Annotated in this window: 12 protein-coding genes and 1 pseudogene; 6 read left to right on the forward strand and 7 right to left on the reverse strand. The window is 70.4% G+C overall.

Annotated elements, in window-relative coordinates; genetic code table 11:
- Genes G6N64_RS26130 through G6N64_RS26140 form a run of 3 tightly spaced genes read right to left on the reverse strand, consistent with a single transcriptional unit; the run spans position 1 to position 5,396 of the window.
- Positions 1-1,542 carry a GMC family oxidoreductase gene (locus G6N64_RS26130; RefSeq protein WP_163800701.1) on the reverse strand — a complete coding sequence of 514 codons (1,542 nt, stop codon included), beginning with the start codon at positions 1,540-1,542 and terminating at the stop codon, positions 1-3.
- 33 nt (positions 1,543-1,575) lie between these two features.
- Positions 1,576-4,248, reverse strand: a complete 2,673-nt coding sequence (locus tag G6N64_RS26135) for an ATP-binding protein (RefSeq protein ID WP_163800702.1) — start codon at positions 4,246-4,248, stop codon at positions 1,576-1,578.
- Entirely contained in the window at positions 4,245-5,396 is a 1,152-nt protein-coding gene (locus G6N64_RS26140) for a metallophosphoesterase family protein (RefSeq protein WP_163800703.1), read from the reverse strand. The genes G6N64_RS26135 and G6N64_RS26140 overlap by 4 nt, the downstream gene beginning before the upstream one ends.
- Before the next feature lie 168 nt (positions 5,397-5,564).
- Here G6N64_RS26140 and G6N64_RS26145 point away from each other — a divergent pair, with 168 nt between their 5' ends.
- On the forward strand, positions 5,565-6,041 hold the full coding sequence (locus G6N64_RS26145) for a SixA phosphatase family protein (protein WP_246231334.1): 477 nt from the start codon (positions 5,565-5,567) through the stop codon (positions 6,039-6,041).
- Positions 6,042-6,045: 4 nt separating this feature from the next.
- On the opposite strand, the gene G6N64_RS26150 is transcribed toward G6N64_RS26145, so the two are convergent.
- Positions 6,046-6,603, reverse strand: a complete 558-nt coding sequence (locus G6N64_RS26150; RefSeq protein ID WP_163800705.1) for a DUF3558 domain-containing protein — start codon at positions 6,601-6,603, stop codon at positions 6,046-6,048.
- Positions 6,600-7,175 (reverse strand): DUF3558 domain-containing protein, encoded by a 576-nt coding sequence (locus G6N64_RS26155; protein ID WP_246230810.1) that lies wholly within the window; start codon positions 7,173-7,175, stop codon positions 6,600-6,602. Before G6N64_RS26155 ends, G6N64_RS26150 begins: the two co-directional genes overlap by 4 nt.
- 127 nt (positions 7,176-7,302) lie before the next feature.
- Between G6N64_RS26155 and G6N64_RS26160 the strand changes: the two are divergent.
- The 3 genes and pseudogenes from G6N64_RS26160 to G6N64_RS26170 all read left to right on the forward strand — a co-directional run.
- Positions 7,303-9,033: pseudogene (locus G6N64_RS26160) on the forward strand (ABC transporter ATP-binding protein); the annotation flags it as partial.
- 110 nt (positions 9,034-9,143) lie between these two features.
- On the forward strand, positions 9,144-11,036 hold the full coding sequence (locus tag G6N64_RS26165; RefSeq protein WP_163800707.1) for an ABC transporter ATP-binding protein: 1,893 nt from the start codon (positions 9,144-9,146) through the stop codon (positions 11,034-11,036).
- A gap of 78 nt (positions 11,037-11,114) precedes the next feature.
- Positions 11,115-13,340 (forward strand): molybdopterin-containing oxidoreductase family protein, encoded by a 2,226-nt coding sequence (locus G6N64_RS26170; protein WP_163800708.1) that lies wholly within the window; start codon positions 11,115-11,117, stop codon positions 13,338-13,340.
- Between the two features lie 73 nt (positions 13,341-13,413).
- Here the strand turns inward: G6N64_RS26170 and G6N64_RS26175 are convergent, their stop codons facing one another.
- A complete protein-coding gene (locus G6N64_RS26175) occupies positions 13,414-13,968 on the reverse strand; it encodes an ATP-binding transcription factor AbmR (RefSeq protein ID WP_163800709.1) in 555 nt (184 codons plus the stop codon).
- 67 nt (positions 13,969-14,035) lie between these two features.
- Entirely contained in the window at positions 14,036-14,245 is a 210-nt protein-coding gene (locus G6N64_RS26180) for a hypothetical protein (RefSeq protein WP_163800710.1), read from the reverse strand.
- Between the two features lie 143 nt (positions 14,246-14,388).
- Here G6N64_RS26180 and G6N64_RS26185 point away from each other — a divergent pair, with 143 nt between their 5' ends.
- Both G6N64_RS26185 and G6N64_RS26190 read left to right on the forward strand, forming a co-directional pair.
- Positions 14,389-15,297, forward strand: coding sequence for an AIM24 family protein (locus tag G6N64_RS26185; protein WP_163800711.1), 909 nt, complete (start codon positions 14,389-14,391; stop codon positions 15,295-15,297).
- A 3-nt stretch (positions 15,298-15,300) separates the two neighbouring features.
- Positions 15,301-16,863 (forward strand): class I adenylate-forming enzyme family protein, encoded by a 1,563-nt coding sequence (locus G6N64_RS26190; RefSeq protein ID WP_163800712.1) that lies wholly within the window; start codon positions 15,301-15,303, stop codon positions 16,861-16,863.
- Positions 16,864-16,888: the final 25 nt, after the last annotated feature.

A 16,888-nucleotide genomic window follows, 5' to 3' on the forward strand; every position in this document is an offset into this window, starting at 1 on the left:
CTACGACGCCGACGTGATGAGGTCGGCGGCCTTCTCCCCGATCAGCACCGACGGCGCATGGGTGTGGCCACGGATGATCGACGGCATCACCGACGCGTCGGCCACCCGCAGGCCGTCGACCCCTCGGACGCGCAACTGCGGGTCGACGACGCTGCCCTCGTCGCTCCCCATGCGGCAGGTGCCGACGGGGTGATACAGGGTGTGCGACTGCGTGTTCAGCGCCCGCTCGAGGGTCTCGTCGGACAGATCGGTCGCTCCGACGGGGCGGGCGATGGCGCCGAGCAGACGGCGCATCGACGGCGCCGCGACGATCTCGGCGGTCATGCGCAGGCCGGTCATCAGGGCTTGGCGGTCCGCACCCTCGGGGTCGGTGAGGTACCCCGGGTCGATGAGGGGCTTGACGAGCGGGTCGGCCGAGGCGAGCGCGATGGTGCCGCTGCTCTTCGGCGTGAGCAGGATCGGCCCGGTCACCACGCCGTGGCGGGTCGGGGGTTCCCCGATGCCCTCGTCGAAGAACGGTGCGGGCGCGAACAGCAGCTCGAGGTCGGGCAGGTCGAGGTCGGGCCTGCTGCGAACGAAGCCGTACGCCTCACCGACGTTCGACGTCAGCATCCCTCGCCGCCGGGCCAGGTAGTTGATCAGCTCGAGGGGCTTCTCCGCGGCCTGCAGCGAGTCACCGGCGACGTCGAACCCCAGCGGGACCACCAGATGGTCGAGCAGGTTGCGGCCGACCTCGGGGGCGTGTCGAACCGACGGGATGCCGAACTCGGCGAGGCGGTCGCGGTCGCCGATGCCCGACAACATGAGCAGCTGGGGTGTGTTCACGGCCCCGCCGCACAGGATCACCTCGCGGTCGGCCTCGACGACCTCCCGCCGGCCACCCCGGAGGAACTCGACGCCGACGGCGCGACGACCGTCGAACAGGATGCGGGTGACGGTGGACTCGGTGAACACCTCCAGGTTGCCCCTGCGGACTGCCGGCTTGAGGTAGGCGTCGGCGGTACTCCAGCGGGCTCCACGGCGCTGCGTCACCTGGGTTTCGCAGAACCCCTCGGGGTTGTCCTGGTTGGGCGGTTCCACGGAGTAGCCGCATTCCCGGACCGCCTCCAGCCACGCGGCCGTCGAGCGGCGCGGGCTGCGCTGCGGGGACACCTCCAGCGGACCCGTTTCGATGCGGGCGAAGTACTCGGCGACGTGGGACCACGCCCACTCCGGGCCCGCGACCCGCCCCCACTCGTCGTAGTCGGCGGCGAACCCGCGCACCCACATCATCGCGTTCATCGACGACGAGCCGCCGAACATCTTGCCGCGTGGCCAGTAGACCTGCCTGCCGTCGAGTTCCTTCTGCGGCTCGGTCAGGTAGTTCCAGTCCAGCGGCCCGCGGAACAGCTTGGAGAACGCGGCGGGGATGTGGACGAACTTGTCCTTGTCCGGCCGGCCCGCTTCGATGACGGCCACCCGGACGTTCGGCACGGCGCCGAGACGGTTGGCGATCACCGATCCGGCGGAACCGGTTCCCACGACGATGTAGTCCACCTTCACGGGGCACGAGTGTAGGAGCCGCGGCGGCGCTTTTCAGCCGAACGCGGCGCCCGCCGGCTGACCTGCCGCCGTCAACTCGATGCGGTGTGCGTCGATGACGCCCGCGTAGCGCTCGGGACTGCAGGTCAGCACGATGATCTGCCCGTCGCCGCCCACCGCGTCGAAGACCTCCGCCATCCGGCTGAGTCGTTCGGCGTCGCTGAAGCCGAGCGCGTCGTCGATGACGACGGGGACGCCGTCCTCCTTGGCGACCAGCGCCGAGCCCGCGAGCCTCGCCACGATGCCGAGCTGCTCCTTCGCCCCACCGGACAGCGAGTCGTAGGGCACCGTGCAGCCGTCGAGCGTGCGGCTCTGGATCCGCAGTTCGGCGTCGATCTCCACCTCGAAGTCCGCGCCGAACACGATGCGTCCCAAGCGCTCCACCTCGATGCGGAACGGATCCACGTAGCGCTGGCGCGCGTCGTCGCGGTGGCGCGCCATCACCGAGCGCAACGTCATCACGGCGTGTGCGCGTCGCTTGAGCCGCAACCAGGTGCCCTCGGCGTAGCCGTGCTCGAGCAGCGCCTCGTCGAGCCGTCCGCGACGACCCTCGGTGCCGTACACGCCCAGCTCCGCCTCGGTGCGCACGAGCTGTTCGGCGAGCTCGTCGTGCCGACGGCTCAGCAGCGCCTCGTGTGCGGCTGCCTGGTCGAACTCCGCGGTGACGGCGGCCGGGTGGGCGCCGTCGAACTCGGCCGCCAGTTCCCGAACGGAAGCGGTGGTGTCGCGCAAGCGGTCGGCGGCCGCTGATGCGGCCAGTGTCAGCTCGTCGTCGCCGGCGGTCGCCCGCCCGCGCTCGAGCCGGTCGGCGAGCGTCGTCATGCGGGTACGCGCCGATGCGACCGCCGTCCGCACGCCCTCCGACCGGGCGGCGAGTTCGGCGGCCCGGGTGGCCGACGTCGCGGCGGCATCCCGGAGCTCGGTTGCAGCCGTTCGCTTCTGGCGGTGTGCCGTCGCCGCCGCGTCGAACGCCGCACGCGCCTGGTCCGCGGTGGGTGACTCACCGGCGGGCAGATCGGCACGCAGCTGCGCGAGCCGCGCCCGCAGCGCCTCGACGTCGTCGTCACCTGCGTGGGCGTCGCGGGCGGCCTGCAGGCGCTGAGCCAGCGCGGCCGTTTCGCGGCGATGGCCGTCGAGCACCCGCGCCGCCGCCACGTCGACCACGCCGGCCTCGTCGAGGGCCCGCGCGAGGACCTGGCGCTTGGCCTCGAGGGCCTCGCCGGTGTGTGCCGCGGGCGCACCGGGCACCACGCGGACGGTCAGCACGCCCGGCACGCTGACCTCGGTGGGAGACGTCGCACTGGTGACCCACGTGTCGCCGGCGGGCAGCGACACCGGTTCGCCGTCGACGTCGACCGCGACGTCGGTGGCCGCGACGAGTTCGATGCGGGCGGACGCGGCGTCGGCGGCCGCCGTGGCGACATCGACCTCCGCGGCAGCCTTCTCGATGAGCCGCATCGACCGATCGGTCAGCCGGATCTCGCCGAGTTCGGCTGCGGCGGTGCGCAAGCCGGCATCGGTCGCGTCGATCTTCTTGATCCTGACGGCGAGCGAGTCGGCCTCGCCGCGGCGTGCGATCTGCTCGACCACGGTGCGTGCGGCCTCGACCTCGGCCTGTGCGGTCTCGACGTCGACGGCGGCGGCGGTCGCGGCGTCCGCGGCGTTGGTGAGCGCCGAGCGGGCGGCGATCTCGTGGTCGACGGCCTGCACGAGTTCGGCCTCCAGACCGACGATGGCCGCCTCGTCACGCGCCAGTTCGGCTGCCAGACGGTGCCGTTCGTCCACGGCAGCCGAGGCGGCGGCGTGCGACGTGGCCGCGGCGTCGGCGAGCACGCGGGCCTGCTCGAGCCGTCCGGCGATCTTCGCGACGGCGTCGGCCCGCAGCCGTGCCGCCTCCAGCCGTCGGACGGCCGCGTCGCGCTCGGCGGCCACCGCCGCGAGGTCGGAGGTGAGGGTGCCGTGCCGCGCGACGGCCTCGTCGATCTCCGCGACCGCCCTGCGGCACGCCTCGACCGTGTCGGCGGTCACCTGGCGATGCTTGCCGGCGGCGGCCCACTCCCCCGTCGGACGTCCGGTGGACGTGAAGTACTTCTTGAACTCGCCGTCGATGCGGTCGATCAGCAAGGGCTCCGATCCCGACAGCCCCGAGCCCGTCGACGCCGACCCCGTGAGGCTGACCGACTGCCCCGCAGCCACGTCGAGCGCCCGGGACAGGGCGTCGCACCCGGACAGGTCGACGGGCGAGGTGGCCGACGCCTGCAGGACGCGCTGGGCCTCCCACAGCCGGACGTCGACGGTCTCGGCGAGGATGGCCAGCACGCGGTCGTGGGCCTCGTCGCCGGTCCACTGCTCGCGCGCGGGCGCCGTCACGGTCAGTTCGGTGACGGGCCGCTTGTGGTAGCGCTTGAAGTACGTGAAGCGGTACGGCCCGGTGGATATCTCGGCGGTCACCTCGGCACCCTCGTCGACGTGGGTGGGCTTGACCTGCTTCACCTCCTTCTTTCCGGAGCGGTCCTTGGCGTCGAGGAGCAGGTCGAGCGCCTCGATCATCGAGGACTTGCCGATCTCGTTGGCGCCGCTGACCACGACGATGCCGCGGTCGGGGAACTCGATGTCGCGGAACGTGATTCCGCGGTAGTTGCGCAGGGTCAGCCGGTGCAGTTTCACGCCGCACCCCGATCGACGAGACGCAGCAGCAGGGCGAGGGCCGCGCGCGCGTCGTCGGACTGGTCGTCCTCCAGCTTGGCCGCGGCGACCAGCTCGTCGACGGCGGCGGCGGCGAACCCGCCAATGCCAAGGTCGTCGAACTCGCCGTCGGCCGGCATCACCACGACGTCGGTCTGGCTCTCCCACACCGTGAGTGCCGCGAACCGGCGGGCGTACTTCTCGAGGCAGTCGTCGAGCGCCGCCTTGTCCGAGATGGTCAGCGTCCCGTTGAGGCCCACCTGGACGACGGTGCGGTCCTTGTCGGTCAGCAGGTCGAGGTTGAGATCCAGGTCGGTCACGTCGCGGCTGGTGTCCACGGTGCGGCGCAGCGACACGAACCGCCACCTGCCGACCCGGCGGGCGTCGACCTCGACGCGGCGCGCCGGATCCTCCTCGTCGACGTCGACCACCAGGACGTGGCCGGGATCGTTCTCGACGTGGTCGTAGTTGGTAACCTCCGGCGAGCCCGAGTACCACACCCGCCCCGTGCCGCCCACCTGCATGCGGGAGTGCTTGTCGCCCAACGCGACGTAGTGCACCGCCCCCTCGGCGAGCGCCTGCTCCACCGCCGCGAGGCGGATGTGGGACGCCTTCTCCCGGTCGGCCTGGTGCACGTCGACACCGCCGTGCGCGACCACGATCCTGGTGACGCCGTCGTCGGCGGACAGCCCGGCGAGGACGTCGGCCACCAGATCGGTGGTCGGCACCTTCGAATGCCAAGGCGCCGCGACGATCTGCAGCCCGGGCCGCACCTCGTGCACACCCGCGCGGTCGAGTACCACGACGTTGTCGGGGCACTCCTGACGGAACAGCGCACTGGTGTAGACCGAGCCGGCGTCGAGCGGGTCGTGGTTGCCCGGCAGGAGGTAGACCGGGACGCCGATGCCCCGCATGGCCTCGAGCGACTGGCTGACGACGCGCGGTGCGAGGTGGTTGTCCTCGAACACGTCCCCCGCGACGACGACGAACTCCGCCCCGACCTCCGCGGCCAGCGGGCCCAACGCGGCGACCACGTCACGGCGGGCGGCCGAATACCGCGGCTGCGCCTCGTCGTTGAGGAAGTGCCGCGTCATGCCGAGTTGCCAGTCGGCGGTGTGCAGGAATCGCATTCGATCGTCCCTCCCCCATCTCGTCCTTCGAGCGTGAGTGGAGTGTAGGTCCGGCCTCCGACAAGTCCTCGGACCTCGACCGGCATGTGGCGCACCCATCGAGCGCGCCGCCGCCCGAGCCGCCACGACCCGACTAGTTTGAGACCCGTGACCAGGACTCTGCTGTTGATGCGACACGCCAAGTCGGACTATCCGGGCGGCGTCACCGACCACGACCGCCCGCTGGCCGAACGCGGCGACCGCGAGGCGCCCCTGGCGGGCGAGTGGATCCGGGCGCACACGCCCGAGGTCGACGCGGTGCTCTGCTCGACGGCCACCCGTACCCGTCAGACGTTGGCGCGCACCGGCATCGAGGCCCCCGTGGAGTACCTCGACGAGCTGTACGACGCGGTCCCCGGCACCGTGATCGCGGCCATCAACGCAGTCTCGCCGGGCGTCGGCACGCTTCTGGTCGTCGGCCACGAGCCCACCACGTCCGGGCTGGCCCTGGGGCTGGCGGACGGCGACCCCGACGCGGAGCAGCTCGCGGCGGAGATCTCCGCCAAGTTCCCGACGTCGGCCATCGCGATGCTCGGCGTCGAGGGCGAGTGGGCCGACCTCGAACCGGGCGGTGCGCGGCTACTCGCCTTCCACGTGCCGCGGTAGCCGGCTAGTTGTTCGTGTTGAGCGTCAGCTCCATCAGCTTGATCGCCATTCCGCACGCGTCGATGCCCGGCGCCTGCGGGTTGACCCACCAGCCGACCACGCCCGCGGCGTCACTGGCGACGCCGCACGCACCGTTGGGGTCGTTGGGCTTCATCACGATCGACGGGACGCCGTTCACCGCGCGGCTCTCGATCTGGTAGTTGAGCTGCTGCGCGGTCGACCGCTCGTTGTCGAGGCTGCCCTGCTCGAACCAGAAGCGCGTGATGTCGACCAGGCCCGACGGGTTCAGCGCCTGCCAGCGGCAGATCGCGCCGACGAAGGTGCTCTGGATGTCGAGCGGATCCGCGCCGACCGTCTTGGCCAGGATGTCCTGGGTCAGGACGTCGCACTCCTTGAGGAGGTTGGGGTACTGGCGTTCGGAGTTGTCGTTGCGCTGGGTGTCCCCGGACCCGGCCTTCACGGCGGTGCCCTCGACGTTCTGCGAGCAACCCTGCAGGCCCAGCAGGACGGTCACCGCGCCGAGGAGGGCACCGACCCCGGTGGTGACGCGACGGGCGCTCACTTGCTGTTCACGATCGACTGGCGGGTGAGTTCCTTGGCGACCTCGCACGCGTCCGGGAACGGCTTCTGGGCGAAGCTGACCGACCACTCGATGAAGTCGTCGTCGAAGCCGATGCCGATCTCGCACAGGCTGACCCCGAGGGTCGGGTCGTCGCTGAGGGCGATGAAGCCGTCGTTGCCCTCGATGTTGATGTCCTCGACGCTGGTCCTCGACAATTCCTCGGTCTTCCGTTCCCTGCCGATGGGGCTGCCACGGAACCACGAGAACGAGAAGTGTGGTCCGAGGACGCCACCGCCGGCGAGCCACTGGCACCCCACCGACGTCTTCGCCGTGTTCACCAGACCGGGCACCTGGGTCAGTTCGCCGACGATCTGATCGGTGATGCCGCCGCACTCGGGGAAGAACGGCCCGTGCTTGCTCGAAGCCCCCTGGTCGGGTGCCGACGACGCGCCGGGATCCGACGGTTCGTCGGACGAGGAGCAGGAGGCGAGCACCGGAACGACTGCCAGGAGCGCCACGGCCAATGCCCTCGCCTGGCGCCTGCCCAGGCGGGCGCGCGGAAGTCCCTTCACGCCCGCAACTGTAGCGGCAGCCCGGAGCCCCAACCACCAGCACGTCCTTTGACCTGCGTGTTTCGGCGTTTCGCGCTCGCGGTGGTCGATCATGATCCCGCCCGGAACGGTGTGCGACAGTTACGAGATGCTCTGGGCGTTGATCCGGCGGTACGTACGGCCGTATCGCGGTCTACTCGCGGTCGTCGCGGCGCTGCAGGTGGTCAGCACGGTCGCCTCGCTCTACCTGCCGACCATCAACGCCGCGATCATCGACGACGGCGTCGCGCGCGGAGACACCGGCCTGATCGTCGAACTCGGCGGCATCATGCTCGGCGTCACCGCGCTGCAGGTGCTGTGCGCCGTCGGGGCGGTGTTCTTCGGGTCCCGCGCCGGCATGGGGTTCGGCCGGGACCTGCGGTCGGCGGTGTTCCACCACGTGATCGGTCTGTCCGCCGAGGAGACGTCGCGCTTCGGCACGGCCTCGCTGCTCACCCGGACCACCAACGACGTCCAGCAGATCCAGGTGCTGGTGCAGATGACGGCCACGATGCTCATCACGGCGCCGATCACCACCATCGGCGGCATCGCGATGGCGATCCACCTCGATGCCGGGCTGTCGTGGCTGCTCCTCGTCAGCGTGCCCATCCTCGTGGTGGCCAACTATCTGATCGTGTCGCGATTGCTGCCGCTGTTCCGCGCGATGCAGGGCCTGATCGACGGCATCAACCGCGTTCTGCGCGAACAGTTGTCCGGCATCCGGGTGATCCGGGCGTTCGCCCGGGAGCCGGACGAGACGAGACGCTTCGGCGCGGCCAGCCAGTCCCTGTCGGACACCGCTCTCAGCGTCGGCAGGCTGCAGGCGCTGATGCTGCCCGTGACGACCCTGGTCATCAACGTGTCCAGCGTCGCGCTGATCTGGTTCGGCGGCATGCGCATCGACGCCGGCCAGATGCAGGTCGGCGCGCTGATCGCCTTCCTGTCCTACTTCATGCAGATCCTGATGGCCGTGCTGCTGGTGACGTTCGTGCTGGTGATCCTGCCGCGCGCCGCGGTGTGCGCCGAACGCATCACCGAGGTGACGTCGACCACCGCCGCCATCGCCGATCCGGCCCGGCCTCGCATGCCCGAGCACGAGACGGGCGAGATCGTGCTCGACGGCGTCACCTTCACCCACCCGGGTGCGGACCGGCCGGTGGTGCGCGACGTGTCGTTCACCGCCATGCCGGGCACGACGACGGCGGTGGTGGGCTCGACCGGCGCCGGGAAGTCGACACTGGTGTCACTGATCTGCCGCCTCTACGACGTCACCGACGGCGCGGTGCGCGTCAACGGCGTCGACGTCCGTGAGCAGAACACGGAGACGCTGTGGTCGACGATCGGACTGGTCCCGCAACGCGGTTACCTGTTCACCGGCACGGTCGCCGACAATCTCCGCTACGGCAAGGCCGACGCGACCGAGGACGAGATGTGGGATGCCCTGCGGGTGGCCGCCGCCGCCGACTTCGTCTCGGCGCACCCCGACGGGCTGGCGATGAAGGTGGCGCAGGGCGGCATCAACTTCTCCGGCGGCCAGCGGCAACGATTGGCGATCGCGCGGGCCGTCATTCGGCGGCCCGCGATCTACCTGTTCGACGACGCGTTCTCCGCGCTCGACGTGCGCACCGACGCCCGGGTGCGTGCCGCGCTGCGCGAGGTGTCCGCCGGGGCCACCGTCGTCGTGGTGTCGCAACGCATCTCGACGGTCGCCGAGGCCGATCGGATCGTGGTGGTCGACGACGGTGCCGTGGTGGGCATCGGCACGCACGAGTCGCTGCTCGTCGACTGCCCCATCTACGCGGAGTTCGCCGACTCGCAGGCTGCCGGAGCCGCCCCGGCGGCGACATCGAAACCCGGAGCCGCCCCGGCGGCGACATCGAAACCCGGAGCCGCCCCGGCGGCGACATCGAGACCCGGAGCCGCGGCCGGGACACGGGAACCGGGCGTGCGATGACGCGGCCGTTGCGCGCGATGATGGAGTTGCCGCCCGAGCGCACCAGGGACTTCAAGGGTTCCGCACTGCGGCTGGTGAAGCGGCTGACCCCGCAGCGCGGCCTGACGGCGGCGGTCCTGCTGCTCGGTGTCGGCGGCATCGCCATCGGCGTCATCGGGCCCCGCATCCTCGGGCACGCGACCGACCTTCTGTTCAACGGCGTCATCGGTCGCGAACTGCCGGCCGGCCTCACCAAGGAGCAGGCCGTCGAGGCCGCGCGGGCACGCGGCGACGGGACGTTCGCCGACCTGCTGTCCGGGATGAACGTGGTGCCGGGCGCCGGTGTCGACTTCCACGCCATCGGACGGACGCTGCTGCTGGCGTTGGGCCTGTACCTGGTTGCGGCGCTGTTGATCTGGGTGCAGGCCCGCCTGCTCAACGTGACGGTGCAGCGGACGATGGTGACGCTGCGGGCCGACGTCGAGGCCAAGGTGCACCGGCTGCCCCTGTCCTACTTCGACACCCGGCAGCGCGGCGAGGTGCTCAGCCGCGTCACCAACGACGTGGACAACATCCAGTCGTCGCTGTCGATGACCATCAGCCAGCTTCTGACGTCGGTCCTGACCGTGCTCGCCGTGCTGGTGATGATGATGACCATCTCTCCTCTGCTGACCGGCATCACCGTGCTCGTCGTACCGCTGTCCCTGTGGGCGACCAGGACGATCACCCGGCGTTCGCAACGGCTGTTCGTGGCGCAGTGGCGCAACACCGGACGGCTCAACGCCCACATCGAGGAGACCTACAGCGGCTTCACGGTGGTCAAGACGTTCGGCCATCGGGCGCTGGCCCAGGAGCGGTTCGGCGACCTGAACGCCGACGTCTACCAGGCGAGCCTCGGCGCACAGTTCCTGTCCGGGCTGATCTCCCCGGTGACGACGTTCATCGGCAACATCAGCTACGTCGCGGTGGCAGTGGTCGGCGGACTGCAGGTCGCGACGGGCCAGATCACCCTGGGCGGCATCCAGGCGTTCATCCAGTACGTCCGTCAGTTCAACCAGCCGCTCACACAGGTGGCGGGGATGTACAACACCATGCAGTCCGGGATCGCCAGCGCCGAACGCGTCTTCGACCTCCTCGACACCGACGAGCAGTCACCCGATCCGCCGGCACCCGTCCGCGTGCCCGACCGCGCGGCCGGGCGTGTGGAGTTCGAGCACGTGGACTTCGCGTACCGGCCGGGCACCCCGGTGATCTCCGACCTGTCGCTCGTCGCGGAACCGGGCAGCACGGTCGCCATCGTCGGACCGACCGGCGCGGGAAAGACCACGCTGGTGAACCTCCTGATGCGGTTCTACGAGGTGGATGCCGGACGGATCCTGATCGACGGCGTCGACATCACCTCGATGCGTCGCCAGGACGTCCGGTCCCGGATCGGCATGGTCCTGCAGGACACCTGGCTCTTCGGCGGCACCATCTACGACAACATCGCCTTCGGCCGACCCGGCGCGTCCTCCGACGAGGTGATCGCCGCCGCCACCGCCGCGCACGTCGACCGCTTCGTGCACACCCTGCCCGACGGGTACCAGACCGTGGTCAACGACGACGGCGGCAACGTCAGCGCGGGCGAGAAGCAGCTGATCACCATTGCGCGCGCCTTCCTGGCCCGCCCGCACCTGCTGATCCTCGACGAGGCCACCAGCTCGGTGGACACCCGGACCGAGCTGCTGATCCAGCAGGCGACGACCGAGTTGCGGCGGACGCGGACCAGCTTCATCATCGCCCACCGGCTCTCCACGATCCGGGACGCCGACGTCATCCTCGTCATGGAGGCCGGCCGGATCGTCGAGAGCGGAACGCACCAGGAACTGCTGGCCCGCCACGGCGAGTACTGGGAGATGACCCGGGCCTGACCGGCGGACGCGAATCAAGCAGTCTGCTCACCGTGATTCGCCGGTGCAGCCCCCACCGCCTCGGGCAGGATGCGATCCATGAGCATCGTTCCCACCGAATCGCTGGGCGACGCCCGATCCCCGGCGACGGCGACCGCCGACACCCGTACCGTGCACACCTTCTGCCGCTACTGCCTGGCGGCGTGCGGCATCGAGGTCACGGTCGCCGGGAACCGCGTCACCAAGATCGCTCCCGACAAGCAGAATCCCCACAGTTGGCACGACTTCTGCGCCAAGGGCCGCACCGCGAATCAACTCGTCGAGCACCCCCGTCGCATACTCAACCCGATGCGCCGGGTGGGCGACTCCTACGTCGAGTCCACCTGGGACGAGGCGCTGTCCGACATCGCGGCACGGATGAACGCGCTGATCGACGAGGGCGGACCGGACTCGATCGGCGTGTACTACGGCAACCCGGCGGGCTTCTCGTCGTCGAACATCATCTTCATGAACGGGTGGCTCGACGCCATCGGGACCAAGAGCCGCTACTTCGTGGGGTCGGTCGACCAGAACGCCATGCACGTGGTGGCTGAAGCGATGTACGGCTCTCAGCTGATGTCGCCGGTCTCCGACGTCGACCACTGCGACTACTTCCTGCTGGTCGGCACCAATCCCGCTGTCAGCGCCTGGAATTGGCTGGAGACGGTGCCCGGTGGCTGGCGGCGGGCGCTCGAGCGGCAGAAGGCGGGCGCCACCATCGTGGTGGTCGACCCGGTGGCCACCGAGTCCGCCCGCAAGGCGGACGTCCACCTCGCGGTGCGCCCCGGACAGGACTGGGCCCTGCTGCTGGCCATGGTCACGGTGATCCTCGACGAGGGCCTCGAGCACGAGGGCGACTGCGTCGACCTCGCCACCGGTGTCGACGATCTGCGGGCGCTCGTCGCCGACGCCGACCTCGACGACCTCGCGGCGCGCTGCGAGGTGCCGCGCGCCCAGATCGAGGACGTGGCACGGGGGTTCGCGCGGGCCACGGCGGCGATGGTGGTCACGCGCACCGGGGTGTCGCTGCACGAGGCGGGCACGATTGCGGAGTGGCTGGGGCACGTGCTCAACGTGATCACCGGGCGGATGGATCGGCCCGGTGGGCGTCGATTCGAGCGGGGCTACGTCGACGCGCTGCGGATGTTCGAACTCGCCAAGGTGGAACCGCATTTCAGCCGGTTGCGCGGCCGCGACATGATCGCCGGCGCACACGCGCTCGCGGAGCTGCCCGACGAGATCACCACGCCCGGCCACGGTCAGGTCAGGGCGCTGGTGATCAACAGCGGCAACCCCGTCGTGTCTGGACCCGACGGAGCCAAACTCGATGCGGCACTGGGCCAGCTGGACCTGTTGGTGGCCGTGGACTTCGTGCAACGGGAGAGCCATCGGCACGCACACTGGCTGCTGCCCGCGGTCCACTGGCTCGAGCGCGACGACCTACCCGCGTTCACCAGCAGCATGCACGACGAGCCGTTCGTCCAGTACGGCGTCAGGGCGGTCGAACCGCCGGCCGGTGCTCGCGAGGAGTGGCGGATCTGGGTGGATCTCGCCATGGCGATGCGGCGACCGCTGTTCGGGGCGAGGGGCGTCAACGGCGTCATCGCCGCGACCCGCCGGGTGGCGACACTCACCCGGCGCCCCCACGTCGAGTTCAGCCCGCACTGGATCAACCGGCTGCTGGTCGCGACCAGCCGACGGGTGAACGGCAGCAGGCTCAGGTGGCGCGACGTCATCGGGAGTCCGCACGGCATCGTGCTCGGCCCGCGCGAGTACGGGCACTTCCGCGAGGCGCTGCGGACCGACGACAAGCGCGTCCACGCCGCACCGCCGGAGTTCCTCGCACGGACCCGGGAGTTGCTCGCCTCGACGCCTCCCGTTGCGCCCGAGGGCTTTCCGTTCCAGCTGGGCAACCGCCGGCACCGGCATTCGATGAACTCGTGGCTCAACGAACTTCCCGGGCTGCATCCCTCCGGGCGGACCAACGAGGTGCTGATCCATCCCGACGACGCGGCGGCGCTGGGAATCTGCGGCGGCGATCGGGTCCGGGTGTTCTCGCACGTCGGGTCGATCGAGCTGACCGCTGCCCTCTCGCCGCGGCTGCGCCGGGGTCTGGTCGTCGTCGACCACGGGTGGGGTTCGCGGATCTTCGATCCGAGTGGCGGCGGCGAGCCGCAGTCCTTCGGCGTCAACCGCAATCTGCTGGTCGACGGCGAGGGGATGGACCCGCTGTCGCAGACCTCGACGTTGAGCGCGACGTACGTCGGCCTCGAGCGGCTGGCCTGACGCCGAGCGCACGCTTCTTCACGGCCCCTCTCGGGAAACGCGTTCACCAAACGTGCGCTCGGCGAGAGTCGGACTAGAGCGTCGGGCCCTCGGCGCGCAGGTCGTCCACCGTCGACATGGCCTCGCGCAACTTGCCCAGCCACTCGTCGGCGTGCTCGCCGACGAGGCGGACCGACCAGGCCAGCGCGTCCGACCGTGACCGCGCCACGCCCGCGTCGACGAGCGTGTCGAGCACCTGACGCTCGGGCTGTCGCAACCGGGTCATCACCGGTACGGCGACGTGGGTGAAGAGGATGCGCTCGGTGTCGTCCCCCGAGCCGACCTCGACGCCCCAGGCCACCTTGCGCCCGTAGCGCGACTCGGCCTCGTCGGCGATGCGCATGCGTTCGGACCGCGTCTCCTCGCGGAACCTGGCCGCTCGTCCCGAGTTGCGTGCCTCGTTCGAATCGCCGTCGGGCTCGGGGAGCCGGCCGATGACCGTGATCTCCTCCCGGTCGACGACGACGGTGGGGTCGCCTGCGAACCAGGCGTCGGGCAGACGACCGGCGATCCAGTCGGGTGCGGTGCTCGCGTCGGGTTGTTGGGATTGCTGCCAGCCACCGGAGCGGCCCTTGTGATGTGCCCTCATGCTTACATGATTACACCGTTACACCCGTAGCAGAGCGTGCTTCGCCACGGGCGAACGGCGGAACGGATCAGCGCTGCTTGAGACCCCGGTAGACGGCCGCCCCGCCGCCCAGGACGAGCGCCACGAACAGCAGCGCCGCCCACCCGGGACCGGCGAGCAGCCACACGACTCCGACCACCAGCAGCGCCGGCGTCGCGAGGAACAGCACCATGCCCGGATGCTGCTTGACGACGGCGAGTGCGCCCCGCGCGCGGGCGGGGTCGATTTCCTTGGCCATGCACGTCAGCATGCCAGCCGCGTCGAGGTCGTCGCGGAAGTCGTGGCGCTCCCCGAGGCGTGGATCGCCCGGATGGTCACCCGGTTGCCCTAGTGTCCGAGGCAGAATTTCAAGACGTCGCAATCAATCGCGAGGAGTGACCGGTGACTGGACCCGGAGCAGGCAGCTGGCAACCCGACCCCGAAGGCCGTTTCGACTACCGCTGGTTCGACGGCCACAGCTGGACCGACCAGGTGTCGCATCAGGGTCGTCCCTACGTTGCGCCGCTCGGTGGCGGCGCACCGCAGCAGCAGGGACCACCGCAGCCCGAGCACTCCGCTGCACAGGCACAGGCCCAGGTGCAGGCGCAGGGTTTCCCGCAGGCGGGAGCGGGCGGTGACGGGTTCGCCGGGATCACCGGAGACCTGGTCGACGGCCGCTTCAGCGAGAAGGAAGCCAAGCCGATCGCCAACCAGAACGCCAAGCTGCTGCGCGTCCGGCTCGGCGAGCCGTTCATGGCGCGGCAGGGGTCGATGGTCGCCTACCAGGGCAACGTCGACTTCTCCTTCGAGGGTGGCGGCGCGGGCAAGTTCCTGAAGAAGGCCCTGACGGGTGAGGGGCTGCCGCTCATGCGGTGCCAGGGCCAGGGTGACGTCTTCCTCGCCGAACGCGCCTACGACGTCCACCTGCTGAACCTGGAGAACGCCGGACTGTCCATCAGCGGCAAGAACGTCCTGGCCTTCTCCGCCAACCTCGACTGGAACATCGAGCGCGTCAAGGGCGGCAGCATCGCCACGGGTGGACTGTTCAACACGACGCTGCGGGGCACCGGCTGGGTGGCGCTGACCACCGACGGCCCACCCGTCGTGCTCGACGCCGCCGAGGCGCCCACGTACGCCGACACGAACGCCGTCGTCGCCTGGTCGGCCAACCTCCAGACCCAACTGAAGACGAGCTTCAAGGCCGGCGCCCTGATCGGCCGGGGATCCGGTGAGGCGCTGCAGGTGTCGTTCCACGGCCAGGGCTTCGTCATCGTCCAGCCCTCGGAGGGCATCCAGATCCCGGTGCAGTAGCGGGTGGGGACGATCTGGACCGGCGACACCCGTGCCGGCACCTTCGGCGGCCACGACGGCCTGCTCTACGAGCGGGGTCCGACGACGTTCGACGACCTCCTCGACGGCACCACCTGCTGGACCGACCGCACCTTCCTCGTCCACGGCGACCGCCGTGTGTCCTTCGCGGGGTTCCGGGACGCTGCGGCGGCGGCGCGTCCACTGCTGGCGTCACTCGGAGTGGGCGTCGGTGACCGGGTCATGGTGTTCGGCTACAACTCGCCCGAGTGGATCGTGGCGCTGTGGGCGACGTGGCTGTCCGGAGCCGTGCCGGTCCTGGCGAACAGGTGGTGGAGTAGCGCGGAGATCGATCACGCCGTCTCGGTGGTCCAGCCGGCGCACGTCCTCGCCGACACCCCGCTGGTCATCGACGCGCCGTCCAGCTCGCTGACCGACCTGCGGGTGGCGTTCGACGCCCCTCCGGGCGAGGTCGCACCCACCCCTCCGACCGATGCCGACGCCACCGCGCTGGTGCTGTTCACCTCGGGCAGCTCGGGCATGCCCAAGGCCGTTGAGCTGTCCCGGCGGGCGGTCATCGCGAACCAGCACAACATCCTGGCCCGGAACCGGCGCTTCCCCCATCTGCTGGACGACGACTCGCCGCAGGCGGTCAGCCTGGCCACGACGCCGATGTTCCACGTCGGTGGACTGTCCAGCCTGCTGACCCACTTCCTCACCGGCGGCAAGATCGTGATGACCGAGGGCAAGTTCGACGCCGGCCGGATCCTGGAACTCATCGAGCACGAGGGCATCCAGATCTGGGGGGCGGTCCCCACGATGGCGATCCGGCTGCTCGCCCACCCCGACTTCGCGTCCCGCGACCTGAGCAGCCTGAAGTCCTGGCCGCTGGGCGGGGCGCCGGTGACCACCGACCTGCTCGACCGCATCCGGGAGAAGTTGCCGAACCTGCGCACCCGCGGTCTGAGCAACACGTGGGGCATGACCGAGGCCGGCGGCTTCCTGACCGCCGCCGACGCCCGTGACCTCGCCTCGCATCCCGGCACCGTCGGGCGTCCGTACGGCGTGGTCGAGCTGCGGATAGCCGACCCCGACCCGGCAGGCGTCGGCGAGGTGCTCGCGCGTTCCCCCACCGTGATGAACGGCTACGCCGGGCTACCGGACGACGACACCGTCGACGACGACGGCTGGCTGCACACCGGTGACCTCGGGCACCTCAGCGACGACGGGTACCTGTTCATCGACGGCAGGGCCAAGGACGTGGTGATCAGGGGTGGCGAGAACATCGCGTGCCCACATGTCGAGGCAGCGATCGCCACGCACCCCGACGTGGTGGAGGTTGCGGCCCTCGGCGTTCCGCACCCCGACCTGGGCGAGGAGCTGGTGGCCGTGGTGGTGCACCGCGCCGACCGGCCCGCGCCATCGGCCCAGGGTTTGGCCTCGCACGTGACGGGCACGCTGTCCTACTTCGCGGTGCCGACCCGGTGGGAGATCCGGACGCAGCCCCTGCCGACGTTGGCCGGCGAGAAGGTGGACAAGAAGGCCCTGGCCCGCGAGTTCGCCTCCTGACCGGACGGAGCCGACTACCCATACC

It is taken from the genome of Mycolicibacterium sediminis (assembly GCF_010731735.1).
GTDB classification, from domain to species: Bacteria; Actinomycetota; Actinomycetes; order Mycobacteriales; family Mycobacteriaceae; genus Mycobacterium; species Mycobacterium sediminis.